Source organism: Kitasatospora sp. DSM 101779 (assembly GCF_025655475.1).
GTDB lineage: Bacteria > Actinomycetota > Actinomycetes > Streptomycetales > Streptomycetaceae > Kitasatospora.
In genome coordinates this window covers 2,666,802-2,690,870 of record NZ_JAHTIK010000001.1, presented here as the reverse complement: position 1 = coordinate 2,690,870, position 24,069 = coordinate 2,666,802, and the positions used below count along the sequence as shown (strand labels likewise).

Genomic DNA, 24,069 nt, shown 5'->3' with positions numbered 1-24,069 from the left:
GCCGCCCCCGCCCCGGCCGCGGGCCCGCCCGCGGTGGGTGCGGCCTTCGGCGCCACCGCCTGGGCGGGTGCCGCGGCGTCCGAGGAGGACCGGCCGCCCTCCGCGCCGCACCCGCTCAGCAGCAGCACCGCCGCCAGCGCGGTGCCGGCCAGCACCCGTCTGCCCGCGAGCCCCGTGTCCGTGCGCCCCATGTCCGTCCTCCCCTGGTCCCTCCGCGCGGTGTTCCGCGCCGGTCGCACCATTGGACGCGCCCGCGGCCTGTCCGGACCCGTCCCGGTGATCCCGAACCGGTCACGGTCCGGCCTCGCCCCGGTGAACACCGCCCGTGCGGGGCAGCGGAGTTGACGGACCGCCGACAGCCCGGCCGGGCCGGACCGGCCGCGGCCGAGCGGGGCAGCCCGGGGGCGCGCGTAAGGAGTGGAAGACTGCCGGACATGGCAGAACCTCATGTCGTGGTGATCGGCGGCGGCATCGCCGGACTCGCCGCAGCGGTGTTCCTGAGCGACGGCCCGCACCGGGTCACCGTGCTGGAGGCGTCCGAGCGCCTCGGCGGCAAGCTCATGGCGGGGGAGGTCGGCGGCGTCCGGGTCGACCTCGGCGCCGAGTCGATGCTCGCCCGCCGCCCCGAGGCGGTGGAGCTGGCCCGCGCCGTCGGCCTCGCCGACGAGCTGGAGCCGCCCACCGGCGCGAAGGCCGCCATCTGGACCCGCGGCGCCCTGCGCCCGCTGCCCGGCGGACAGCTGATGGGCGTGCCCGGCGACCTCGACGCCCTGGCCGCCTCCGAGGTGCTCTCCGCCGACGGCCTGGACCGCGCCCGGCACGAGCGCCCGACCCGGGTCGGCGAGGACGTCGCGATCGGCGCCTACGTCTCCGCCCGGCTCGGCCGCGAGGTCGTCGACCGGCTCGTCGAACCGCTGCTCGGCGGTGTCTACGCCGGCCACGCCGACGAGATCTCGCTGCGCGCCGCCGTCCCGCAGCTGCTCCCGCTCGCCCGCGGCGGCGGAGCCCTGGTCGACGGCGTGCACGAGCTCGTCGGCCGGGCCCGACCCGACGCCGGCCCGGTCTTCCAGGGCATCCGCGGCGGGCTCGGCACCCTGCCGGAGGCCGCCGCGGCCCACCTGCGGCGCGGCGGCGCCGACCTGCGCACCGCCAGCCCCGTCGACGAACTGCGCCGCACCCCCGAGGGCTGGCGGGTGGTCGTCGGCGGCGAGGCACTGCACGCCGACGCCGTGGTGCTGGCGGTGCCCGCCCCGCAGGCGGCCGCGCTGCTGCGCACCGACGCCCCGGCCGCCGCGGCCGAGCTGGACACCGTCGAGTACGCCGGGATGGCCCTGGTCACCATGGCCTTCGAGCGTGCCGACGCGGCCGCCCTCCCGTACGGCAGCGGCTTCCTGGTGCCGCCGGTGGACGGCCGGGCGATCAAGGCCTCGACCTTCTCCTCGTACAAGTGGGGATGGCTGGACCGCGCCGCGCCGGAGGCGTTCCTGCTGCGCACCTCGCTCGGCCGGCACCGCGAGGAGGCCGCCCTCGACCTGCCGGACGAGGAGCTCGTCGCGCGCTCGCTGGCCGACCTGGAGCGGGCGACCGGGCTGCGCGCCGCGCCGTACGCCACCGCGGTCACCCGCTGGCGGGCCGGCCTGCCGCAGTACCCGGTGGGCCACCTGGACCGGATGACCCGGGTCCGCCGGCTGGTCGCCGAGGCCGGTCGGCTGGCGGTCTGCGGCGCCGCCTACGACGGGGTGGGCATCCCCGCCTGCATCGGCAGTGCCCGCCGCGCCGTCAACGAGTTGTTGACCCCGGCGGACGGCGCCGGAGCCCCGGAAGGGACAATGAGGACATGACTGAGAGCACTGAACAGCAGCCCGTGAAGAAGAAGGCCCGCGACCTCAACCAGGTCATCCGCTACACCATGTGGTCGGTGTTCAAGCTCAAGGGTGAGCTGCCCGAGGACCGCGCCACCCTGGCCGCCGAGGTGGACGAGCTCTTCGCCCAGCTCGACGCCAAGGACGTCACCGTGCGCGGCACCTACGACGTGTCCGGCCTGCGGGCCGACGCGGACGTGATGATCTGGTGGCACGCCGAGAACTCGGACGACCTGCAGGAGGCGTACAACCGCTTCCGCCGCACCGCCGTCGGCCGTGTCCTGGAGCCGGTCTGGTCGAACATGGCGCTGCACCGCCCGGCCGAGTTCAACAAGTCGCACATCCCGGCGTTCCTCGCCGACGAGCGCGCCCGCGACTACGTCTGCGTCTACCCGTTCGTCCGCTCCTACGAGTGGTACCTGCTGCCCGACGAGGAGCGCCGCGCCATGCTCGCCGAGCACGGCATGATGGCCCGCGGCTACCCGGACGTCCGGGCCAACACGGTCGCCTCCTTCGCCCTCGGCGACTACGAGTGGCTGCTCGCCTTCGAGGCGGACGAGCTGCACCGGATCGTCGACCTGATGCGCGACCTGCGCCCGTCCCGGGCCCGACTGCACGTCCGCGAGGAGGTGCCGTTCTTCACCGGTCGCCGCAAGCCGGTCGCGGAGCTCCTCGCCGGCCTGGTCTGAGCCGACCCGGACCGGGCGGACGCGGTCCGAACCGGCACGGTCCTGCCGCACGGGCGGCGCAGCGGACTCAGGTCCGCAGCGCCGCCCGCAGCCGTTCGTCGGTGAGGGCGGCCGGGCCGACCATGGCCACGGCCGTGAGCAGCGCCTGCTCCGGGTCCCGGTCGTGGCCGAGCTGGCGGGGAACCCGGGCGGTGCGCAGCACCTCCAGGCCCGCGGGCGCGGCGAACCGGGTGTAGGTGTGCACGTCCACCCGGGCCATCAGCAGGGTGCCGCAGGTGAGGATCAACGGCAGCGAGAACCAGGCGATCGCCGCACCGGCGTCGCCGGTGCCGGGGGCGGCGAGGGCGAGCGACGCGGCCAGCAGCAGGACGCACAGCAGCAGCGCCATCCGGACGTGCCGCACCGCCCGCGAGGTGTCCCGGCGGACGGTCTCCGGAGTCGCCAGACCGGCCCGGGCGAGGCGGTCACCGATCTCCCGGACGGTCGGGTGCGCCGCCAGCGAGGCCCGCAGCGGCGCCGTCCGGCACTGGCCCTCCGGCCCGATCTGCTCGATCAGCGCCCGCTCCAGCCGGCTGCGGCCCCGCGGGTCGACGACGGTCGTCCAGCCGGTGTGCGCGAGGTGCAGCCGGCCGCGGCCCGCCATCAGCACCAGCGCCAGCTCCACCACCCGGCCGGGTCCGCCGGCCAGGTAGGCGGTCTCGTACAGGCCGATCCCCACCGCTTCGGGGGGCCGGGAGCCGAGGCCGTCGAGCAGGTCGGCCCTGGTGGCGACCCGGACCAGCTGCAAGCAGGAGAACGCGGCAGCCGCGCAGGCCGGGATCAGGAGGAGCACCCACATGGGCTTGTTCTAGTCCCGGCAGGGGCGGGCGGGGAACACGTGCCCCGCCCGCGATACGAAACTGTGACAAGCCGGATCAGGACCCGCCGCACCCGCCGCCGCCGCAGCTGGACCCGCAGGAGCTCCCCGACGAGCAGGAGCTGCCGGAGGATCCGCACGAACTGCCGGACGAACCGCAGCCCGACGACGAGCCGCAGCTGGACGAGGAGGACCCGCAGCTGGACGAGCCGCAGCTCGACGAGGAGCCGCTGTCCGAGCCGGACCCGCACCAGGTCGCCGTGGAGCAGGACGAGGACGACGACGCCGAGGACGAGGCGGCCAGCTGCCGGGCCGTCAGCGCCGCCCGCATCTCATCGTCCAGCTCGTCGGTGCCCTCCAGGGCCAGCGCGCCGAGCACGGTCAGTGCGGCGACGGGCGCCACCACGTCGTACGGCCGCCAGGCGCCGCCCTCCTTCATCATCGACAGCTGGCGGCGGCCCGCCGGGGTGACCCGTCCCTTGTCCGGCCTGGTCGCGGCCATGTAGAACACGCCGGCGACCAGCAGCACGGCGAACGGGAAGACCGGCGGCGCCCCGGTGTACCGGCCGTCGAAGGTGCGGCTCGTCCAGTCGACCATCGCGAACACGCCGAGGACCACCGTCGCCAGCAGCGCCAGGCCCATCAGGCGGCGGGCCCGCACCACCGCCCGGTGGCGGTCCGGCCGGCGCATCAGGCCGCGGTCGGCCAGCCGGTCGCCGATCTCCTGGACGGCAGCGCTGCGCGCCACCTGGCGGCGCAGCACGTCGGCGTCCTGCTGCCGGCCGGGGCCGGCCGCGTCGATCAGCGCAGCCTCGACGGCGTCCCGGGGAGCCGGGTCGGTGACGGTGACCAGGCCGGACCGCGCCACGATCACCCGGCCCTCCTGCTGCATCCGCACCAGGGCGGTGACCGCGACCCGGGCCGGGCCACCGGCCAGGAAGGCCGTCTCCATCAGTTCCAGGCCGCGCCCGGACAGGCCCCGCGGGTGCGGCACCCGGCGCAGCCGCGCGTGGGTGACGCCCACTGCCGCCCCGGTGGCCAGCACCAGGACGAGGGCCACGGTGAACTCCGTACTCCACATCGTTGTCTCCCCCGTGGGTCGAACGGGTCCGGCGGACCCGGTGGTGCCGTGCTCAGCCCCGGGACGGGGCCGGCCGGCCGTGGGTGTCCGCACCGCCGCGGCGGCGCAGGCGGTCGTGCACCGTGCGGGCCAGCACCGTGCCGGACAACACCGCCCGGGCCGCCCGCAGCGGACCGGGCGCGTGCGCCGCCGCCGCGGGCCGCAGCCAGTGCTCCAGTTCGGCGTGCCAGGCGGCGGCCGGTTCCGCGGCCAGTGCCCAGGCGGCGAACTCCCGCGCGTCGGCCCGGTACCCGCCGCGCTGCGGGCCCTGCCGGGCGTACCGGTCGAACAGCGGCCGCCAGTCGGCACCGAGGATCCGGGCCGGCTCGGGCACCACCCGCGCGGTGGTGTCCCGCCGCTTGGCGAGCAGCCCGCGGGCCTGGGTGGCGACCTGCGCCGGGTCGAAGCCCTCCGGCACCGGGCCGCCCGCGACCAGCGCGGCCATCAGCTCGGTCTGCCGCCGGGCGAGCCGGGCCCGGGCCACCGCCAGCTCGGCGTCGTCCCCGCGCAGCAGGTACTCGTCGGGCTCAGCCACCGTGCCGCACCCCCTCGGCGAGCGGCGCGCGCTCCAGGACGGCCCGGATCGCGTCGAGTTCGCCGGCCAGCTCGGCCGGCGGCGGGAAGGCGTCGTCCCGTTCCAGCAGCACGCCGGGCGGCACGGCGCGCCCGCACAGTTCGGCGAGCACCTCCAGCACCGGCTCGGTGACCGGGTGGGCGTGGGTGTCGTGCCAGACGCCGTCCCGCTCCACCCCGCCGGCGACGTGCACGTAGGCGAGAGCCTCCAGCGGCAGCCTGGCCAGCTCGGCGGTGACGTCCAGGCCCAGGTTGACCCGGTTGGTGTGCAGGTTCGCGACGTCCACCAGCAGCCGCACGCCCGTCCGCTCCACCAGCTCGGCGAGGAACTCGCCCTCGGTCAGCTCGTCGTCCGGCCAGCGCAGGTGGGCCGCGATGTTCTCCAGCGCGAGCGGCACCGGCAGCTGGTCCTGGGCGATCCGGACGTTCTCCGCGACCACCCGCAGCGAGTCCCGCGACCGCGGCACCGGCAGCAGGTGCCCCGACTCCATCCCGCCCGCACGGACGAAGGCCAGGTGCTCGGTGACCAGCGGCGCACCGAGCGCCTCGGCCACCCCGGCCAGCCGCTCCAGCCGGTGCCGGGCCGGCGGCTCGGCACCGCCGAGGCCGAGCGACACCCCGTGCGGGACGACCGTGACGCCGCGCCCGCGCAGCACCTCCAGCGAACGCGGCAGATGGTCGGCGCAGACGTTCTCCGCGACCACCTCCACCCAGTCCACGCCGGACAGCCGCTCGACCGCGGTGTCGATCTCCGCCCGCCAGCCGATCCCCACCCCCAGCCGGGGCGGCTCCGTCGAGTGCGCCATGCGCGCTCCCCCCTCTCCTGCGTCCGACGCCGCCGGTGTCCGCTGCTGAGGGTGTACCGGCCGGACACGGCTGCCAACCACCGGCGGCCGAACTCAGAGCTGAACTTGAGCTTTCTCCGGGGCGGCGCCCGATTCGAGGGCAACTCCCGTCCCGGAGACCGATATTCGAGGGCGCCGAGGCGGCCGAGTCGTTAACGTGACGTGTCTATGACGCTCACGATCCGCGCCTTCCGGCCCGACGACGCGCCCGCGGCCTGCGCCGCCCTGCGCGCCGGCCGCCCGTATCTTGTCACCACCCCCGAGACGGTCGCCTGGCAGGTCGCCGCCCAGCCCCACCTGCGGATGCTCCTCGCCGAGGCGGACGGGCGGATCGTCGCCACCGCGCGGTTCGGCGCCTACCCCGACAGCGAGGAGCCGGGCCACGGCTTCGCCGCCGTCCACGTCGTCCCCGCACACCGCAGGCAGGGCGCCGGAACCGCCCTGCTGGCCGCCACCGAGGAGGCGCTCGTCGCCGAGGGCGTCCGCCACGCGCACTGCTGGGTGGACGACGATCCGGCCGCGCACGCCTTCGCCGCCGGCCGCGGCTACACCTGCGGCCGGGTCGCCTACTTCGCCGGACGCGACCTCACCGCCCCGCTGCCACCCCTGCCGGCCCGCCCGCCGGGCGTCGAACTGCGCACCGCCGCCGACTTCGCGGACGACCCGCACCCGCTCTACCTCGTCGACGTCGAGGGCACCCGGGACGAGCCCGGCGACGTCGACCTCGCCGACCAGGGCTACGCGTCCTGGCTGGCCGAGATCTGGCACCGGCCCGACCTCGACCGGAAGCTCACCACCGTGGTGCTCGCCGACGGACGGCCGGTCGGCTTCTCCGCCGCACAGACCGACGGCGAGGGCCGCTACTGGTCTTCCTTCACCACCACCGTGCGGGCCCACCGCGGCCGAGGCCTCGCCAAACTCGCCAAGGCCGACTCGCTGCACCGGGCCCGCGCCGCCGGCATCACCGCCGCCTACACCCACAACGACGGCAGCAACGCCCCGATGCTGGCGGTCAACGACTGGCTCGGCTACGAACGCTGCGCCGCCGAGTGGAAGTACAGCCGCGAGCTCACTGCGTGACGTTGCTGGGAGGGCAGGACGTCAGGGGCGCGGGGAGCTGCGCAGCCCGAGGGTGGCTGTCACTACGGAATCGGGCCGACCCCTGATCCGTGCAGTGGCCCGTATCCGACTTGCGCAGTTCCGCCCCCAGCCTTCGCCGCGGGAGGTACCCCCAGCGCCCCTGACGTGCTGCCCCCGGGAGTCCCTTCAGCCGACGTCGACGCCGTGGGCGCGGGCCAGGCCGGCCAGGCCGTCCGCCCAGCCCTGGCCGACCGCGCGGACCTTCCACACCTCCGCGCCCCCGGCCGGCCGGTGCCGGTAGACCTCGGCGACCAGCATCGCGGACACCGCGGGGTCGGACGGCGGCCGGAACGACCAGGCGGTGCCGTCCGCGGCGTGCAGCAGCAGGTCGGCGTCGATGAGCCCGGCGCAGGTGAGGGCGGTGTCGGCGTCCATGTTGACGGAGACGGCGACCCGGTGGACGTCCGCCGGGAGGTCCGCCGGCCGCAGCACCGCCGACTCCGTGCGCCGCCCGTCCGCGGCCGCCTTCTCGCCGAGCTGCACCGCCCCGCCGGCCGCGCTGCGCTGGTGGTAGAAGACGAAGTCCCCGTCGGAGCGCACCCGGCCCTCGGCGGTGAGCAGCAGCAGCGTCAGATCGGCGTCCGCACCCGCGGAGGAGAAGCGGACGGTCAGCGCACCGAGCGCGCTCTCCGGCAGCACTGCGTTCTGCCCGGGCGCGAGCACCGTCGGTGCCGGAGGCGCCGCCTGCCGTCGGGTGCCGCGACCCGCCGCACCGTCCGGTCCGAGTCGCCCGGCCAGGCCGTGCTCGCGCAGCAGGGCGACCAGCATCGGCCCGTCCACCAGGGTCAGCGGCCGGCCCTCCACCCAGCGCCGCGAGCCGGGGCCGAAGCCGGAGGTGGTGACGAGGATGCCGCGGTTGGCGCCGCAGCGGGCCATGGTGGCGTCCAGGTCGCGGACGGCGGTGGGCGGCACGGTGTGCCGGTAGCGCTTGGCCTGGATGACGATCCGGCCGCCGGTGATCGGGTCCGGGTCCTCGGCGAGCACGTCGACGCCCTCGTCGCCGCTGCGCGCGGTCGTCCGGGTGTGCAGGCCGCGCCGGCGGAACAGTTCGGCGATCAGCTCCTCGAAGGCGATCGGATCCATGGTGAACAGGTCCGGCCCCTCGTCGCCCTCCGGTGCGGCCGCGGCCGCGGACGGGGACCCGGTGGCGTGCGGCCGGACGGCCTCCGGCTTGTCGGGCCGCGCCGACAGCCGGCCGTCCAACGCCTCCACCAGGCAGTCCACCGCCGCGACCCGCTCCAGGTCGAGCGCCAGGAACCCGGCCCGTTCGGCGGCCACCGAAACCAGGCAGCGGCTCTCCTCACGGCCGGTCGCCGGATCGACGGCCTCCACCACGCCGTGCACCACGACCGACGAGAGCAACTCCCCGTCGTCCGCACGGAACGCCTCCGCCAGCACCCGCAGCGCGCACTGCGCCACGACCTCCCGGTACAGCGTCCGCCGCTCGCCGGCCGGCCGGGCCACCTCGGCGTCCCGGTCGTCGGCCTTCACGTACCGGTGCCGGGCGACCGCCGGCACCACCGATGAGTCCGGCAGCGGCCACTCCACCACCAGCTGCCGGGCCCCGGCGTCCCAGACGGCCTCGGCCGTGTGCGGGAAGCCCTCCGGCCAGTCGTCCCGCCAGCCCAGCGCCGTCTCGAAGTACTCCTCGACCGCCTCCGGCGCCTCCGACCGCAGCCCGGCGACCAGCTGCCCGGCCCGGGCCGCCAACTGCTGCCGGGAGGCCAGCCAGGCGTCGAACTCGGCCCGGTACTCGGCGAGCCGGCGCTGCCGCTCCTGCTCGGCGGCCTGCGCGGCGTACCAGTCCTGCTCGAACCGGGCGCGGGCCTGCGCCGCCTGCTCGTCCCACGTCCGGCGGGCCGCCGGGTCGAAGGCCTGCGCGCCCGTCAGCGGCGGTATCAGGTACCAGGACTGGTCGGGCATCGGCACCGGCACCCCCAGCTGCCCGGGGTCGAAGGCGGCCGCGGGCGCCGCCAGATCGGCGGGCGAGAAGGGCCGCCCGCGCAGGCCCGCGGCGAGCGTCCCGCGCAGCGCCGCGACCCGCTCCTCCAGCTCGGCCGTGCGCCGGGCCGCGTCCGCCTCCCGGCTCTGCCGGTAGGCCCTGAGCGCCTCCCGCTGGCCCTGGGCCGCCGCCCGCTCGGCCTCCCGCCGGGCCCGCTCGTACTGGCGCTGCGCGGCCGCGTCGGCGCGGCGCTGCGCCTCCTCCCGGCGGTGCTGTTGGCGCTGTGCCTCCGCCAGCATGGCCAGTACTCCGGAAGTGCGACGCCCTGCCACCGTTGTCCTCTCGTGCGGTTCGACCGATGATCAGTCTGGCACGGTGTGGCGCTGCGGTGACAGGGCGTGCGGGTGCGTGCTCGCGGGGCCCGGTCCTACTCGGCGGGCTTGAGCGTCAGCGAGATGCTGTTGATGCAGTAGCGCTGGTCGGTCGGGGTGTCGTAGCCCTCGCCCTCGAAGACGTGGCCGAGATGGCTGCCGCAGCGGGCGCAGCGGACCTCCACCCGGCGCATCCCGAAGGTCGTGTCCTGGATGTACTCGACGCGGTCCTCGGCCAGCGGCGCGAAGTACGAGGGCCAGCCGCAGTGGCTCTCGAACTTCGTCTCACTGCTGAAGAGCTCGGCCCCGCAGGCCCGGCAGCCGTAGACGCCGACCGTCTTGGTGTCGGTGTACTCGCCGGTGAAGGCGCGCTCGGTGCCGGCCTCGCGGAGCACGTGGTACTCCTCGGGCGACAGCTGGGCCCGCCACTCGGCCTCGGTCTTCTGGATCTCGTGGGTCACGGATGTCCTCCCATCAGGCACCGGGTGCAACGTCGGCGAGGCGGGCGAGAATTTCCGGACCCAGGTTGGTCACGTCGCCCGCGCCCATGGTGAGCACCAGGTCGCCCGGCTTCGCCAGGGCGGCCAGCCGCTCCGGGGCGGCGGCGAACTCGTGCTCCGCGGCGACGTCGGCGCCGGCCCGGCGGGCGGCGTCCACGATCAGGGCGCTGGTGACGCCGGGGATCGGGTCCTCGCGGGCCGGGTAGATGTCGAGCACCACCGAGGCGTCGGCCAGGGCCAGCGCGTCGCCCATCTCGTCGGCGAGCTGCTGGGTCCGGCTGAACAGGTGCGGCTGGAAGACCACCAGCACCCGGCCGGCGCCTGCGGCCTCGCGGATCGCCTCCAGGTCGGCGGCCATCTCGGTCGGGTGGTGCGCGTAGGAGTCGATCACCTGCACGCCCGCGGCCTCGCCCTTGAGCTGCAGCCGGCGGCGCACGCCGGTGTAGGCGCCGAGCGCCTTCGCCAGGTCCGCGGCGGGCACGCCGAGCGCCACGCCGGCGGCCAGCGCGGAGACCGCGTTGTGCGCGTAGTGCCGGCCCGGCACGGAGACGGTGAAGGAGAGCTCCTCGCCGTCCAGCCGCACGGTGACCTCGCTGGTCATGCCGCGCGGGGAGACCGAGAGCACCCGCACGTCGGCGTCCTCGGCGGCGCCGACCGTCACCACGTTCAGGCCCACCCGGCCGCGGACCCGGCGGGTCAGCTCCCGGGCGCCCTCGTGGTCGGCGGAGACCACCAGGGTGCCGCCGGGCACGATCCGGCCGACGAAGGTCTCGAAGGACTGGTGGATCTCCTCGATCGAGGCGTAGTTGGCGTGGTGGTCCAGCTCGACGTTGAGGACGATCGCCACCTCGGGCGCGTACTTGTGGAAGCTGCGGTCGCTCTCGTCGGCCTCCGCGACGAAGATGTCGCCGGTGCCGTGGTGCGCGTTGGAGCCCGGCGCGTCCAGGTCGCCGCCGATCGCGTACGAGGGGTCGAGGCCGAGCTCGCCGAGGCTGACCGCCAGCATGCTGGTGGTGGTGGTCTTGCCGTGGGTGCCGGCGACGGCGAGCGCGCGGCGGCCGCCCATCAGTGCGGCGAGCGCGTCGGAGCGGTGCACGACCGGGATCCCGCGCTCCCGGGCGGCGGCGAGCTCCGGATTGTCCGCGCGGATCGCGCTGGAGACGACCACGCTGCTAGTGCCGGCCGGCAGGTTCTCCGCGGCGTGGCCGACGGCGACCCGGGCGCCGAGCGCGCGCAGCGCCAGCACCGTCTCGGACTCCTTGGCGTCGCTGCCGGAGACCCGGGCGCCCCGCACCGCGAGGATCTTCGCCAGTCCGGACATCCCGGCGCCGCCGATGCCGATGAAGTGCGGGGCGTGCAGGTCGTGCGCGGCGTCGTTCAAGGGATGCTCCGTACAGCCGGGGACTAAGAGGACGAGAATCGCCCTCGCGGTGGTTCCGCAAGGACGATTCTGCACCACCGGCGGAGGAGCTCAGGAGTCGCTGGCGAACAGCTTGAGGACGGGGACACCGACCTTGTGCCGCGCCCGCGACGCCCAGTCGCGGTGGAAGAACTCCTCCACGAAGTGCGGCGAGGTCAGCACCAGGACCTCGTCCGCGCCGTGCTCCTCGACCACGCTCCGCAGGCCGTCGAGCGGGTTCTGCTCCACCACCCGGCCGGTCGCCTCGGCGCCCGCCTCGCGCAGGTGGCGCAGGCTGTGTTCCAGGGACTCCTCGGCCACCGTGGGCACCGACTCGTCGTCGTGCTCGTGCACCGCCTTGTCGAGATGGCCCAGCGCCACGTCGTCGAGTGCTCTCAACAGCTCGTCCTGTCTTCCTCTCGGCTGCATCAGCACCACGAAGGAGACCTTCTCGTCGCCGTGCAGCGTGGTGACCAGCTCGACGTCCGCGTCGGACAGCGCCTTTTCGATCATCAGTACGGTCTTGAACACGTGAGTCCCTTCGTACAGTGCAGGCCCCCCGGTCCGCTGCCCTCATCTTGCCCGGCGGAAGCTTTCCTCACGCTGCACACGCACCACACGGACCACGGCGGGCGGCCGGGTCACCCCGTGGCCGGACCGGCCGGACCGCCGTCCACCCGGACGTAGCGGCCGAACAGGAAACCGCCCTCCTCGATCAGCGACTCCAGCCGCATCGCCCGCACCTTCTCCACCGCGGCGCCGTACGCGATCCTCGGCGCATCGCCCGCCGTCATGAGCGGCGCCAGCGACAGGCACAGCTCGTCGAGCAGCCCGGCCGCCGCCAGCCCGCCCAGCAGCCGCGGGCCGCCCTCGGTCAGCTGCCTGGTCCAGCCCCGCGCCGCCAGCGCCGCCACCGCCGCCGGCAGGTCCACCGACTGCTCGCCGGCCACCACCACGTCCGCCACCTCGGCCACCGCCCGGCGCGCCTCGGCCGGGGAGTCCTCCGTGGTGAGCACCACCGTGCGCACCAGCGGCTCGGTGAACAGCGGCGCCGACAGGTTCAGCGCGAGCCGCCGGCTGACCACCGCGATCACCGGCGCGGGGGCCTGGCCCGCCGCCGCCCGGGCCGCCGCGAACTCCTTCCGCGCCCGGGCCGGCCGGTACCCCTCCGCCCGGACCGTCTCCGCCCCCACCAGCACCACGTCCGCGAGCGCCCGCAGCACCCCGAAGATCCGCTTGTCCGCGGCGCTCGACAGGCCCTCCGACAGGCCCTCCAGCCGCGCCGAGCCGTCCAGGCTGGACACCATGTTGGCGCGCAGCCACGGCCGCCCGGCGCCCGCCTCGTCCGGGTACGCGTACAGGGCGGCGAGCGACTCCAGCGCGGCCGGGTCTGCGACGGGGGCTGTGAGCGGATTCATCAAGAGCTGCATGGTGGCGAGTCTTCCACGGGGCGTACCCTGTACTACCGTGCCCGCAGCCCCCCACGCCGACGTCACCGCCACCGAGACGGCCACCGTGACAGCCCTCACCGATCGCCGACCGGTCGTGCCCGCCGAGCGCCTGGTGGCCGAGATGGTCCCGCCGCCGCGGTTCGCCGGCGTCAGCTTCGGCAGCTACATCCCGGACAGCACCCAGCCCAGCCAGTACGAGGCCGTGCAGGTCCTGGAGCAGTTCGCGGCCTCCCTCAACGGCAGCGGCGCCGCCCCGAAGCGCGGCTGGTTCCGGCGCGCCGCCGCGGCCCCGGCCGCCCCCGCCGGCATCTACCTCGACGGCGGCTACGGTGTCGGCAAGACCCACCTGCTCGCCTCGCTCTGGCACGCCACCCCCGGGCCCAAGGCCTTCGGCACCTTCGTCGAGCTGACCAACCTGGTCGGCGCCCTCACCTTCAAGGGCGCCGTCGAGACCCTCTCCGGGCACCGGCTGCTCTGCATCGACGAATTCGAGCTGGACGACCCGGGCGACACCGTCCTGGTCTCCACCCTGCTCAGCCGGCTCGTCGAGAACGGCGTCAAGCTCGCCGCGACCTCCAACACCCTCCCCGACAAGCTCGGCGAGGGGCGCTTCGCGGCCGCCGACTTCCTCCGCGAGATCCAGGGCCTGGCCGCCCACTTCCGACCCGTCCGGATCGACGGCCAGGACTACCGCCACCGCGGCCTGCCCGAGGCCCCGCCGCCGTACACCGACGACGAGGTCACCGCCCGGGCCGCCACCGCCCCCGGCGCCTCGCTGGACGACTTCGACGCCCTGCTCGAACACCTCAAGAACGTCCACCCGAGCCGGTACGGCGCACTGCTCGACGACGTCCACGCCGTCTTCCTGCGCGGCGTCCGGCCGGTCGACGACCAGTCCACCGCCCTGCGGCTGGTCGTCCTCGCCGACCGGATGTACGACCGCGAACTCCCCGTCACCGCCTCCGGCGTGCCCTTCGACCAGGTCTTCCCCGAGGACATGCTGCGGGGCGGCTACCGCAAGAAGTACCTCCGCGCCGTCTCCCGCCTGGTGGCCCTCGCCCGCGACAGTTCCAAGGTCTGACACCGGGTCGAGTTCGTCCCCGCTCGGCCCCGGGATGTGCGCGCCGTCCGCACGGGACGGCCTCGTCCACGGCGGACGCCCCGCCGACCGCCGCACCGGCCGCCGTCCAGGCCGGGACCCCGATCGTGGGGCCGCCCGCGGGTGTCACCGTGACGGCGTCGACCTGCACGACGGGCGGATCCAGAAGTTCGCGGTCTGCGCCGGGTACTGGACGTCGCCGGCCAGCCTCGGCGTCGGCCGGCCCGAGAACGGCCGCCGCCAGATCTCCGCACACAGCTGCGGCGGCCAACCCGACACCGTCCCGGTGATCGACGGCCAGGCCTGGCAGAAGATCAACCTCTGGACCGGTTCCACCGCGCCCGCCGGTTCGGACATCCACGTCGAGCCGCTGGTCCACACCCCGGGCACCGGAACCCCCGGGGACGGCGGTCTGTGGCGCCCGCCGTCCGCACCGTTCGTCTGCACCTGGGGCCGCTCGCCCGTAGGGCCCGACACTGTCGGTGCTGGGCCGTACGGTGGAGTGGTGCGCCCCAACACGAGTATCGAGCGGTCCACGACGCCCTTCGAGGTCGTCAGCCCCTACCAGCCCAACGGCGACCAGCCGGCGGCCATCGCCGAGCTGGAGCGCCGCATCCGCGGCGGCGAGAAGGACGTGGTCCTGCTCGGTGCGACCGGCACCGGCAAGTCCGCGACCACGGCGTGGATGATCGAGAAGCTGCAGCGCCCCACCCTGGTGATGGCGCCGAACAAGACCCTGGCCGCCCAGCTGGCCAACGAGTTCCGCGAGCTGCTGCCCAACAACGCGGTCGAGTACTTCGTCTCGTACTACGACTACTACCAGCCCGAGGCGTACGTCCCGCAGACGGACACCTACATCGAGAAGGACTCCTCGATCAACGAGGAGGTCGAGCGGCTGCGCCACTCCGCGACCAACTCCCTCCTCACCCGCCGCGACGTGGTCGTGGTCGCCTCGGTGTCCTGCATCTACGGCCTCGGCACCCCGCAGGAGTACGTGGACCGGATGGTCCCGCTCAAGGTCGGCGAGGAGATCGACCGGGACGCGCTGCTCCGCCGCTTCGTCGACATCCAGTACACCCGCAACGACCTCGCCTTCACCCGCGGCACCTTCCGTGTCCGCGGCGACACGATCGAGATCTTCCCGGTGTACGAGGAGCTCGCCGTCCGGATCGAGATGTTCGGCGACGAGATCGAGGCGCTCTACACGCTGCACCCGCTGACCGGCGAGATCATCAGCCAGGACGACTCGATCTACGTCTTCCCCGCCTCGCACTACGTCGCCGGCCCGGAGCGGATGGAGCGCGCCGTCAACGACATCGAGAAGGAGCTCGGCGAGCGCCTCGCGGTGCTGGAGAAGCAGGGCAAGCTGCTGGAGGCCCAGCGGCTGCGCATGCGCACCACCTACGACATCGAGATGCTCCGCCAGATCGGCACCTGCTCGGGCGTCGAGAACTACTCGATGCACTTCGACGGCCGGTCGCCCGGCTCCCCGCCGAACACCCTGCTCGACTACTTCCCGGAGGACTTCCTCCTGGTCATCGACGAGTCGCACGTCACGGTGCCGCAGATCGGCGCGATGTACGAGGGCGACGCCTCCCGCAAGCGCACCCTGGTCGACCACGGCTTCCGGCTGCCCTCCGCGATGGACAACCGCCCGCTGAAATGGGAGGAGTTCCTGGAGCGGATCGGGCAGACGGTCTACCTGTCGGCGACCCCGGGCAAGTACGAGCTGTCCCGCGGCGACGGCGCGGTCGAGCAGATCATCCGCCCGACCGGCCTGATCGACCCCGAGGTGATCGTCAAGCCGACCGAGGGCCAGATCGACGACCTGGTGCACGAGGTCCGCACCCGCGTCGAGCGGGACGAGCGCGTCCTGGTCACCACCCTCACCAAGAAGATGGCGGAGGACCTCACCGACTACATGCTCGGCCTGGACATCCGGGTGCGGTACCTGCACAGCGACATCGACACCCTGCGCCGGGTCGAGCTGCTGCGCGAGCTCCGCGCCGGCGAGTACGACGTCCTGGTGGGCATCAACCTGCTCCGCGAGGGCCTGGACCTGCCCGAGGTGTCGCTGGTGGCGATCCTGGACGCCGACAAGGAGGGCTTCCTCCGGTCGGGCACCTCGCTGATCCAGACCATCGGCCGTGCGGCGCGCAACGTCTCCGGCCAGGTCCACATGTACGCGGACCGGATCACCCCGGCGATGGAGCTCGCGATCGAGGAGACCAACCGCCGCCGGGCCGTGCAGCAGGCGTACAACGAGGCGAACGGCATCGACCCGCAGCCGCTGCGCAAGAAGATCGGCGACATCCTCGACACCCTCGCCCGGGAGGACGTGGACACCGAGGAGCTGCTCTCCACCGGATACCGCGCCCCGGGCGGCAAGACCCGCACGCCCGTCCCGGCGCTCGGGGCGGACCGCAAGCCGGCCAAGAGCCTGCCCGCGGCCGAGCTGGCCCAGCTCATCCAGGACCTCACCGACCGGATGCACGCGGCCGCGGCCGAGCTGCAGTTCGAGGTGGCCGCGCGGTTGCGCGACGAGGTCGGCGAGCTGAAGAAGGAGCTCCGGCAGATGCGCGAGGCCGGGATGGCCTGATCCCTTCCGGACGCGCTCCCACGGGGGCACTCCCCGGTGCGGGAGCACCCTGCATGACATGTGCCCGCAGGCCCTAGGCTGGCCTGCGGGCACCGGTCGTCGAACAGGACCCGGCCGCGCAGCTGCGGCGGGCGGTGGCGGTGCGGCCGCAGGGCACTGGGGGCCTCAGCCGGGGGACGGCAACGGGGTGTTCCGTCGGAGTGCGGTGGGACCGCTCCCGCCGGGCTGAGGAGAGAGAGGGAAGCACCGTGTCGGTGAATCTGGCCAAGGGGCAGAGCGTCAGCCTGCAGAAGAGCTCGGGGGAGTCGCTGACGGTCGTCCGGATGGGCCTGGGCTGGCGGGCCGCCGTCCGCAAGGGGCTGTTCGGCAGCCGCAGCCGTCAGGTCGACCTGGACGCCTCGGCCCTGCTGTACGCCGAGCGCACCCCCTCCGACGTGGTGTTCTTCCAGCACCTGGCGAGCAACGACGGCTCGGTGCAGCACACCGGGGACAACCTGACCGGTGGTGCCGGCGGAGGCGGCGACGACGAGGCGATCCTGGTCGACCTGCTGCGGGTGCCGGTGCACATCACCCAGATCGTGTTCACCGTCAGCTCGTACACCGGCCAGAGCTTCGCCGAGGTGCAGGACGCGCACTGCCGACTGGTCGACGAGTCCACCGGCCAGGAACTGGCCCGGTACGAGCTGGCGGCCGGCGGCCGGCACACCGGGCAGATCATGGCCAAGGTGTACCGCGAGCCGGCGGGCGGCTGGGCGATGCAGGCGATCGGCGCACCGGCGCGGGCCAGGACCTTCCAGGACATGCTGCCCGCGATCGAGCCCTACCTCTGAGGCCGCCGGCGCTGTCCCGCGGCACCCCCGACCGGCCCCGCGCCTGACAGTTCTTTACCTTCTTTACCTTGTCTTGGGGATTCTGTTAGCCTCGGCGTAGAGCGGAGGGGAGTACTCCCCAGCGGCAGCCCCGTCATCACGGACGTCCGCCCATCGGGTGTCCCGGGGTGCCGGCCCGCGTGCTCCTTGGGTGAGCCGCAGGGTGGAGGAGACCTCCGGCAGTGACGATGCCTGTTCGCCTACCTGCCGGAGGAGCAGACGTGGACGTTTCCCTTGGCCTGTGGATCGGCACGATCGGGGTGCTGGTCGCCCTGATCGTGGCCGACTTCTTCATCGGCGGCCGCAAACCGCACGAGGTCTCCGTCAAGGAGGCCGGGATCTGGACGGTCGTCTGGATCGTCCTCGCCGTGCTGTTCGGCGCGTTCCTCTGGAAGCAGTACGGCTCGCAGCCCGCGAGCGAGTTCTTCGCCGGATACATCACCGAGAAGTCGCTGAGCGTCGACAACCTCTTCGTCTTCATCCTGATCATGGGCAAGTTCGCGGTGCCGCGGATCTACCAGCAGCGCGTGCTGATGTTCGGCGTGATCATCGCGCTGGTGCTGCGGGCGGTCTTCATCGCCGGCGGCGCGGCCCTGGTCTCCACCTTCTCGTGGGTCTTCTACATCTTCGGCGCCTTCCTCGTCTGGACGGCCTGGAAGCTCATCCAGGACGCCCGCTCCGACGAGGAGGAGGAGTTCGAGGAGAACCGCCTGCTCAAGGCGATCGAGAAGCGCTTCCCGGCGACCGACAAGTACCACGGCACCAAGCTCTTCGTCGTGGAGAACGGCCGCCGGCTGATGACCCCGATGCTGATCGTCATGCTGGCGATCGGCACCACCGACGTGCTGTTCGCCCTGGACTCGATCCCCGCGATCTTCGGCCTGACCCAGGACCCGTACATCGTGTTCACCGCGAACGCCTTCGCGCTGATGGGCCTGCGCCAGCTGTACTTCCTGATCGGCGGCCTGCTGAAGAAGCTGGTCCACCTCGCCTACGGCCTGTCGGTGATCCTCGGCTTCATCGGCGTCAAGCTGGTACTGCACGCGCTGCACGAGAGCGGCGTGCACGTGCCGGAGGTCAGCATCGGCGTCTCGCTGGGGTTCATCGTGGCGGTGCTCGCCGTCACCACCGTCACCAGCCTGATCGCCTCCCGCCGGCAGGAGCGCGCGGCCCTCGAATCGGCGGACGAGCGCGACGGCGCGGACGTCTGACCCACCCGATCCCGCAGCGGCGGGGTGCGACCGCGGGGACCGGTCACACCCCGCCGCTGCGTCCGCGTGCGGCGGCCACCGCGTCGGTGTACGCCTCGGCCGTGAGGTCCGCGGGCGGCACGCCGAGCTCGGCGAGCACACCGCGGACGGCCGCCAGTGCCGCCGGCAGCTCGTCCTCGCCGCAGACCGTCTCCACCTCCAGGAAGGCCCCGGCGAGCTCCGGGACCTCGACCAGGGTGGCCAGCAGGTCGCGGCCGTCCCGGTGCAGCGTGTGGTTGCGGCAGTGCTTCTCGAAGGCCAGCACCGGCCGGTAGCCGAGGCCCCGCAGCACCGCGGCGGCGCCCGCCGGATCGGTGACGGCCGTCTCGGCCTCCGGCTTGGCGCCGGAGACCGCGTCGACCCGGGCGTCCTTCCAGGTCAGCAGGGTGCGGCTGTCCGCCGGGCCGGTGACGGTGCGCAGCCGCAGCTCGCGGTCGCCGTGGGCCAGCGAGCCGTCCGGCAGGTCGTAGTAGGTGTCCCGGTACACCTCGGCCCGGCCGGGACCGGCCAGGGCGTCGAGCCGGGCCCGGAGGGCGGTGGGGTCGCGGACGACGGCCTTGAGCTCGGCCTCGACCGCGCGGCCCCGCCGCGCACCTCCGCTCATCCGGCGGTCACCAGCCGCGCTCGCGCCACTCGCCGAGGTGCGGGCGCTCGGTGCCGAGCGTGGTGTCGTTGCCGTGGCCGGGGTACACCCAGGCCTCGTCCGGCAGCACGTCGAAGATCTTCTCGTTGACGTCGCGGAAGAGACTGGCGAAGGCCTCAGGGTCCTTCCAGGTGTTGCCGACGCCGCCGGGGAAGAGGCAGTCGCCGGTGAACACGTGCGGATGGCCCTGCGGGTCGTCGTAGATCAGCACGATCGCGCCGGGGGTGTGGCCCACCAGCTTGCGCACGGTGAGCTCGACCTGGCCGACCCGCAGCACGTCGCCGTCGTCCAGCAGCAGCTCGGTGGGGACGTCGATGGCCTCGGCGTCGATCCGGCCCGCCGCGGTGCGGGCGCCGGTGACGGCCACCACCTCGGCCAGCGCGGCCCAGTGGTCGTGGTGCCGGTGCGTGGTGACGACCGTGGCCAGGCTGTCGCCGACCGTCTCCAGCAGGGTGGGGGCGTCGGCGGCCGCGTCGATCAGCAACTGCTCGTCGGTGGCGCGGCAGCGCAGCAGGTAGGCGTTGTTGTCGTACGGGCCGACCGCCACCTTGGTGACGATCAGGTGGGCGAGCTCCCGCACGTCGGGCGGGCCGCCGACCTTGACCGCTCCGTGGTAGGTCATCGCTCTGCTCCTCGATCGTCGTGGCCGGGCACCGCGGTGCGACCGGGTGCCGGCTGAGAGTCCGTCACCTGCATCATCGCCTGTTCAGTTCAGCGGCGGAAGCTGCGGCAGCACGGTCCGCGGGTCGGGCAGCAGCACACCGGCCCGGTGCACCTGCAGGCCGTCGCCGTCGGAGCGACCGGAGAGCCAGGCCGTGAGCGCCCGGACGGGGCCCTCCACGGCCAGCTCGGGGCCGGCCGGCTCGCCGATCCTGGCCACCGCCCCGGTGTCCTCGGCGGTGAGCGCGACGCCGGGCAGCCCCTCGACGCCGTCCAGCCGGCCGGCGAGGCGGGCCAGCTCGGCGGAGGCGAAGGACTCCGGCCAGTGCGCGGGGGTGTAGCCGGCGTCCAGGTCGACGTGGTGGTACTCGACCTCCATCAGCCGCTTCCAGGGCACGTCGTAGGCGGGGAAGACGTAGCCGGTGCGGTGCCGCAGCGGCACCGTCCAGGCGGTGTCCGGCAGGCTCTCGGCGGCTGCGGCCAGCCGCTCGGCGGTCCGCCGCAGGTCGGCGAGCTGCTCGTCGAGCGGGCGGCCGGCGCCTTCCCGGATGCCCTGCTCGCGTGCCTCCGGGCTCGCGTACTGCGGGACGTCCACGCCGGTGCGGGCGGTCTCCAGCAGGTTCACCAGGGAGTCGGCGTTGCGCGACAGGTGGGCCAGCACGTGCCCCCGGGTCCAGCCGGGCAGTGCGGACGGGCCGGCGACGTCGTCCGGGGCGAGGTCGGCGACGGTGCGCAGCAGGTGATCGGTGCCCTCGGCGACGGCCTTGAGGCTCTCGGCGGCCCTGGCGGCCGCCTCCTCGGGCAGGATGCCGGCGGCTGCGGGGTCGGTCATGGCGGTCTCCCGGGTGGTGCCGTGGTGCGTCCGGCGTTTCCCGCGGGGGCCGCCGGTCGTTGTCACGGCGACGCTACCGCCCGCCGACCGCGCCGAGCAGCGGCTTTCCCCGCGCCGGCGATCAACGTGTCGAGGCCGCGTCACTCATTCGGGTGGTCCCCACTGGACAAGGTCGATATTCGAACGCCTGCGCTATAGGCTTACTGTCCCGAGTCGGAAGAAATCGCTCGTCCAGCTGGTTGCCTTCCCTGGGGCTTGTTCGCGGCCGCCGCCGAGGCGGCCGCTGCCGCCAGGGCCGGGCCGCGGTGGGATCCGAGGACGCGCCGACCGCCCGTACGCATGCCCAGAAGCCCCAAGCCCGACGTCCTGCAGCTTCCAGAAGTCCCCCCGAAGCCCCACCTCCCCGGAGAAAGGCGCCAGAAGCAGTGGCCGACCGCCTGATCGTCCGCGGTGCTCGCGAGCACAACCTCAAGAACGTCTCGCTCGACCTGCCCCGCGACTCCCTTATCGTCTTCACCGGCCTCTCCGGGTCCGGCAAGTCCTCGCTGGCCTTCGACACGATCTTCGCCGAGGGCCAGCGCCGCTACGTCGAGTCGCTGTCCTCCTACGCCCGGCAGTTCCTCGGCCAGATGGACAAGCCGGACGTGGACTTCATCGAGGGCCTGTCGCCCGCGGTCTCGATCGACCAGAAGTCCACCAGCCGCAACCCGCGGTCCACCGTCGGCACCATCACCGAGGTCTACGACTACCTCCGCCTGCTGTTCGCCCGGATCGGCAAGCCGCACTGCCCGCACTGCTCCCGGCCGATCGCCCGGCAGTCCCCGCAGGCCATCGTCGACCGGGTGCTGGAGCTCGCCGAGGGCACCCGCTTCCAGGTGCTCAGCCCCGTGGTGCGCGAGCGCAAGGGCGAGTTCGTCGACCTCTTCGCCGACCTGCAGTCCAAGGGCTACGCCCGGGCCCGGGTCGACGGCGCGACGGTGCAGCTGACCGAGCCGCCGACCCTCAAGAAGCAGGAGAAGCACACCATCGAGGTGGTCGTCGACCGCCTGACGGTCAAGGCGAGCGCCAAGCGCCGGCTGACCGACTCCGTCGAGACGGCGCTCAAGCTCTCCGGCGGCATGGTGGTGCTCGACTTCGTCGACCTCCCGGAGGGCGACCCCGAGCGCGAGCGGATGTACTCCGAGCACCTGTACTGCCCGTACGACGACGTCTCCTTCGAGGAGCTGGAGCCGCGCTCCTTCTCCTTCAACTCGCCGTTCGGCGCCTGCCCGGAGTGCTCCGGCCTCGGGAACCGGATGGAGGTCGACCCCGAGCTGGTGATCCCGGACGAGGAGAAGTCGCTCGACGAGGGCGCCATCCACCCGTGGTCCCAGGGTCACACCAAGGAGTACTTCCAGCGTCTGATCGACGCGCTCGCCGGCGAGCTCGGCTTCCGCACCGACATCCCCTGGGCCGGGCTGCCCGCCCGCGCCCGCAAGGCCCTGCTGTACGGCCACCGCACCCAGGTCGAGGTCAAGTACCGCAACCGGTACGGCCGCGACCGCTCGTACACCACGTCCTTCGAGGGCGCGGTGCCGTTCGTGCAGCGCCGCCACTCTGAGGCCGAGAGCGACTCCAGCCGGGAGCGCTTCGAGGGCTACATGCGCGAGGTGCACTGCCCCGCCTGCAACGGCACCCGGCTCAAGCCCGTGGTCCTCGCCGTGACGATCCAGGACAGGTCGATCGCCGACGTCTCGGCGATGTCGATCAGCGACTGCGCCGAGTTCCTCGGCGCGATGAAGCTGACCGCCCGCGACAAGAAGATCGCCGAACGTGTCCTCAAGGAGGTCAACGAGCGGCTGCGCTTCCTGGTCGACGTCGGCCTGGACTACCTCTCGCTCAACCGCGCCGCGGGCACCCTCTCCGGTGGCGAGGCCCAGCGCATCCGGCTCGCCACCCAGATCGGCTCCGGCCTGGTCGGCGTGCTCTACGTCCTCGACGAGCCGTCCATCGGCCTGCACCAGCGGGACAACCACCGGCTGATCGAGACGCTGGTGCGGCTGCGCGACATCGGCAACACCCTGATCGTCGTCGAGCACGACGAGGACACCATCAAGACCGCCGACTGGGTCGTCGACATCGGCCCCGGCGCAGGCGAGCACGGCGGCAAGGTCGTGCACTCCGGCTCGCTGAAGGAGCTGCTGGCCAACGACGAGTCGCTGACCGGCCAGTACCTCTCCGGCCGGCGTTCCATCCCCACCCCGGCCGTCCGCCGCCCGCGCGACAAGAAGCGCCAGCTCATCGTGCACGGCGCCCGCGAGCACAACCTGCAGGACGTCACGGTCGGCTTCCCGCTCGGCACCTTCACCGCCGTCACCGGTGTCTCCGGCTCCGGCAAGTCCACGCTGGTCAACGACATCCTCTACACCCACCTCGCGCGCGAGCTCAACGGCGCCCGCAGCGTGCCCGGGCGGCACACCCGGATCACCGGTACCGACCTGGTGGACAAGGTGGTGCACGTCGACCAGTCGCCGATCGGCCGCACCCCGCGGTCCAACCCGGCCACCTACACCGGCGTCTTCGACCACGTCCGCCGCCTCTTCGCGGAGACCCAGGAGGCCAAGGTCCGCGGCTACCTGCCCGGCCGGTTCTCCTTCAACGTCAAGGGCGGCCGCTGCGAGAACTGCTCCGGCGACGGCACCATCAAGATCGAGATGAACTTCCTGCCGGACGTCTACGTCCCGTGCGAGGTCTGCCACGGCGCCCGGTACAACCGGGAGACGTTGGAGGTCCACTACAAGGGCAAGTCCATCGCCGAGGTGCTGGACATGCCGATCGAGGAGGCGCTGGCCTTCTTCGAGGCCGTCCCGGCGATCGCCCGGCACCTGCGGACCCTCAACGACGTCGGCCTCGGGTACGTCCGGCTCGGCCAGTCCGCCCCGACCCTGTCCGGCGGCGAGGCCCAGCGCGTCAAGCTCGCCTCCGAGCTGCAGAAGCGCTCCACCGGCCGCACCGTGTACGTCCTCGACGAGCCCACCACCGGCCTGCACTTCGAGGACATCAGCAAGCTGATCAAGGTGCTGGAGGGCCTGGTCGACAAGGGCAACACCGTGATCGTCATCGAGCACAACCTCGACGTCATCAAGACCGCCGACTGGATCGTCGACATGGGCCCGGAGGGCGGCAACGGCGGCGGCACGGTGGTCGCCGAGGGCACCCCGGAGGAGATCGCCGCGATCACCGCCAGCCACACCGGCAAGTTCCTGCGGGACATCCTCGGCGGGGTCTCCGACGCTGCCGTCCCCGCCGCCCGCCGCGGTGGCAGCCGCAGCACGGCGGCCGGCGGCACCGCCCGCAAGCGGGCCGCCGCCAAGAAGTAGCGGGGCACAC

General features: G+C 73.6%; 18 protein-coding genes and 2 pseudogenes. 8 read left to right on the top strand and 12 right to left on the bottom strand.

The genetic code is table 11. The annotated features are described in order from the left end of the window. A pseudogene (locus KSNIM_RS12465) lies at positions 1–191 on the bottom strand (hypothetical protein); the annotation flags it as partial. Between the two features lie 243 nt (positions 192–434). Here KSNIM_RS12465 and hemG point away from each other — a divergent pair. Continuing rightward, positions 435–1,841 (top strand): protoporphyrinogen oxidase, encoded by a 1,407-nt coding sequence (hemG, locus tag KSNIM_RS12460; RefSeq protein WP_263103306.1) that lies wholly within the window; start codon positions 435–437, stop codon positions 1,839–1,841. After that, positions 1,838–2,551 carry a hydrogen peroxide-dependent heme synthase gene (gene hemQ / locus KSNIM_RS12455; RefSeq protein ID WP_263103305.1) on the top strand — a complete coding sequence of 238 codons (714 nt, stop codon included), beginning with the start codon at positions 1,838–1,840 and terminating at the stop codon, positions 2,549–2,551. The genes hemG and hemQ overlap by 4 nt, the downstream gene beginning before the upstream one ends. A 67-nt stretch (positions 2,552–2,618) precedes the next feature. Here the strand turns inward: hemQ and KSNIM_RS12450 are convergent, their stop codons facing one another. From KSNIM_RS12450 to KSNIM_RS39425, 3 genes and pseudogenes are all read right to left on the bottom strand, one after another. After that, positions 2,619–3,389, bottom strand: a complete 771-nt coding sequence (locus tag KSNIM_RS12450; protein ID WP_263103304.1) for a TIGR04222 domain-containing membrane protein — start codon at positions 3,387–3,389, stop codon at positions 2,619–2,621. A gap of 76 nt (positions 3,390–3,465) precedes the next feature. Next, positions 3,466–4,488 carry a TIGR04222 domain-containing membrane protein gene (locus KSNIM_RS12445; RefSeq protein ID WP_263103303.1) on the bottom strand — a complete coding sequence of 341 codons (1,023 nt, stop codon included), beginning with the start codon at positions 4,486–4,488 and terminating at the stop codon, positions 3,466–3,468. A gap of 52 nt (positions 4,489–4,540) precedes the next feature. Beyond that, positions 4,541–5,906: pseudogene (locus KSNIM_RS39425) on the bottom strand (DUF692 domain-containing protein). A gap of 207 nt (positions 5,907–6,113) precedes the next feature. Between KSNIM_RS39425 and KSNIM_RS12435 the strand changes: the two are divergent. Then, a complete protein-coding gene (locus KSNIM_RS12435) occupies positions 6,114–7,025 on the top strand; it encodes a GNAT family N-acetyltransferase (protein ID WP_263103302.1) in 912 nt (303 codons plus the stop codon). Between the two features lie 186 nt (positions 7,026–7,211). Here the strand turns inward: KSNIM_RS12435 and KSNIM_RS12430 are convergent, their stop codons facing one another. The 5 genes from KSNIM_RS12430 to KSNIM_RS12410 form a co-directional block, all read right to left on the bottom strand. After that, complete coding sequence (locus KSNIM_RS12430; RefSeq protein WP_263103301.1) at positions 7,212–9,326, bottom strand: restriction endonuclease; 2,115 nt, start codon at positions 9,324–9,326, stop codon at positions 7,212–7,214. 128 nt (positions 9,327–9,454) lie between these two features. Continuing rightward, entirely contained in the window at positions 9,455–9,859 is a 405-nt protein-coding gene (gene msrB, locus KSNIM_RS12425; protein WP_263103300.1) for a peptide-methionine (R)-S-oxide reductase MsrB, read from the bottom strand. Positions 9,860–9,872: 13 nt separating this feature from the next. Continuing rightward, positions 9,873–11,279, bottom strand: coding sequence for a UDP-N-acetylmuramate--L-alanine ligase (gene murC, locus KSNIM_RS12420; protein WP_263103299.1), 1,407 nt, complete (start codon positions 11,277–11,279; stop codon positions 9,873–9,875). A gap of 90 nt (positions 11,280–11,369) precedes the next feature. Beyond that, positions 11,370–11,828: an indole-3-glycerol phosphate synthase gene (locus KSNIM_RS12415; protein WP_263103298.1), complete on the bottom strand. Its 459-nt coding sequence runs from the start codon at positions 11,826–11,828 to the stop codon at positions 11,370–11,372. A 110-nt stretch (positions 11,829–11,938) separates the two neighbouring features. Beyond that, the gene (locus KSNIM_RS12410) at positions 11,939–12,727 is read right to left on the bottom strand and encodes a dihydrofolate reductase family protein (RefSeq protein WP_263103297.1); all 789 of its coding nucleotides are present in this window, start codon (positions 12,725–12,727) and stop codon (positions 11,939–11,941) included. On the opposite strand from KSNIM_RS12410, the gene zapE reads away from it, so the two are divergent. The 4 genes from zapE (at position 12,726) to KSNIM_RS12390 (ending at position 18,526) form a co-directional block, all read left to right on the top strand. Further along, on the top strand, positions 12,726–13,829 hold the full coding sequence (gene zapE, locus KSNIM_RS12405) for a cell division protein ZapE (protein ID WP_411543860.1): 1,104 nt from the start codon (positions 12,726–12,728) through the stop codon (positions 13,827–13,829). The two genes, KSNIM_RS12410 and zapE, sit on opposite strands and share 2 nt — an antisense overlap. Positions 13,830–14,352: 523 nt before the next feature. Further along, positions 14,353–16,446, top strand: coding sequence for an excinuclease ABC subunit UvrB (uvrB, locus tag KSNIM_RS12400; protein ID WP_263107924.1), 2,094 nt, complete (start codon positions 14,353–14,355; stop codon positions 16,444–16,446). Between the two features lie 248 nt (positions 16,447–16,694). Continuing rightward, positions 16,695–17,276, top strand: a complete 582-nt coding sequence (locus KSNIM_RS12395) for a TerD family protein (RefSeq protein ID WP_263103295.1) — start codon at positions 16,695–16,697, stop codon at positions 17,274–17,276. Between the two features lie 260 nt (positions 17,277–17,536). Further along, on the top strand, positions 17,537–18,526 hold the full coding sequence (locus KSNIM_RS12390) for a TerC family protein (protein ID WP_263103294.1): 990 nt from the start codon (positions 17,537–17,539) through the stop codon (positions 18,524–18,526). Positions 18,527–18,569: 43 nt separating this feature from the next. Here the strand turns inward: KSNIM_RS12390 and KSNIM_RS12385 are convergent, their stop codons facing one another. The 3 genes from KSNIM_RS12385 to KSNIM_RS12375 all read right to left on the bottom strand — a co-directional run bounded on the left by KSNIM_RS12385 (position 18,570) and on the right by KSNIM_RS12375 (position 20,700). Further along, a complete protein-coding gene (locus tag KSNIM_RS12385) occupies positions 18,570–19,169 on the bottom strand; it encodes a class IV adenylate cyclase (RefSeq protein WP_263103293.1) in 600 nt (199 codons plus the stop codon). Positions 19,170–19,176: 7 nt separating this feature from the next. Beyond that, positions 19,177–19,830: an MBL fold metallo-hydrolase gene (locus KSNIM_RS12380; RefSeq protein WP_263103292.1), complete on the bottom strand. Its 654-nt coding sequence runs from the start codon at positions 19,828–19,830 to the stop codon at positions 19,177–19,179. Between the two features lie 84 nt (positions 19,831–19,914). After that, positions 19,915–20,700: a maleylpyruvate isomerase family mycothiol-dependent enzyme gene (locus KSNIM_RS12375; protein ID WP_263103291.1), complete on the bottom strand. Its 786-nt coding sequence runs from the start codon at positions 20,698–20,700 to the stop codon at positions 19,915–19,917. 425 nt (positions 20,701–21,125) lie between these two features. Between KSNIM_RS12375 and uvrA the strand changes: the two genes are divergently transcribed. Next, positions 21,126–24,059, top strand: a complete 2,934-nt coding sequence (uvrA, locus tag KSNIM_RS12370) for an excinuclease ABC subunit UvrA (RefSeq protein WP_263103290.1) — start codon at positions 21,126–21,128, stop codon at positions 24,057–24,059. Positions 24,060–24,069: the final 10 nt, after the last annotated feature.

Bases quoted from the DNA above. Each gene is read 5' to 3' on its own strand.
- zapE (WP_411543860.1), top strand. From the start codon at position 12,726: ATGGTGGCGAGTCTTCCACGGGGCGTACCCTGTACTACCGTGCCCGCA.
- KSNIM_RS12380 (WP_263103292.1), bottom strand. From the start codon at position 19,830: ATGACCTACCACGGAGCGGTCAAGGTCGGCGGCCCGCCCGACGTGCGG.
- KSNIM_RS12375 (WP_263103291.1), bottom strand. From the start codon at position 20,700: ATGACCGACCCCGCAGCCGCCGGCATCCTGCCCGAGGAGGCGGCCGCC.
- hemQ (WP_263103305.1), top strand. From the start codon at position 1,838: ATGACTGAGAGCACTGAACAGCAGCCCGTGAAGAAGAAGGCCCGCGAC.
- hemG (WP_263103306.1), top strand. From the start codon at position 435: ATGGCAGAACCTCATGTCGTGGTGATCGGCGGCGGCATCGCCGGACTC.
- KSNIM_RS12445 (WP_263103303.1), bottom strand. From the start codon at position 4,488: ATGTGGAGTACGGAGTTCACCGTGGCCCTCGTCCTGGTGCTGGCCACC.
- KSNIM_RS12385 (WP_263103293.1), bottom strand. From the start codon at position 19,169: ATGAGCGGAGGTGCGCGGCGGGGCCGCGCGGTCGAGGCCGAGCTCAAG.
- KSNIM_RS12435 (WP_263103302.1), top strand. From the start codon at position 6,114: ATGACGCTCACGATCCGCGCCTTCCGGCCCGACGACGCGCCCGCGGCC.
- KSNIM_RS12430 (WP_263103301.1), bottom strand. From the start codon at position 9,326: ATGCTGGCGGAGGCACAGCGCCAACAGCACCGCCGGGAGGAGGCGCAG.
- KSNIM_RS12450 (WP_263103304.1), bottom strand. From the start codon at position 3,389: ATGTGGGTGCTCCTCCTGATCCCGGCCTGCGCGGCTGCCGCGTTCTCC.
- KSNIM_RS12410 (WP_263103297.1), bottom strand. From the start codon at position 12,727: ATGCAGCTCTTGATGAATCCGCTCACAGCCCCCGTCGCAGACCCGGCC.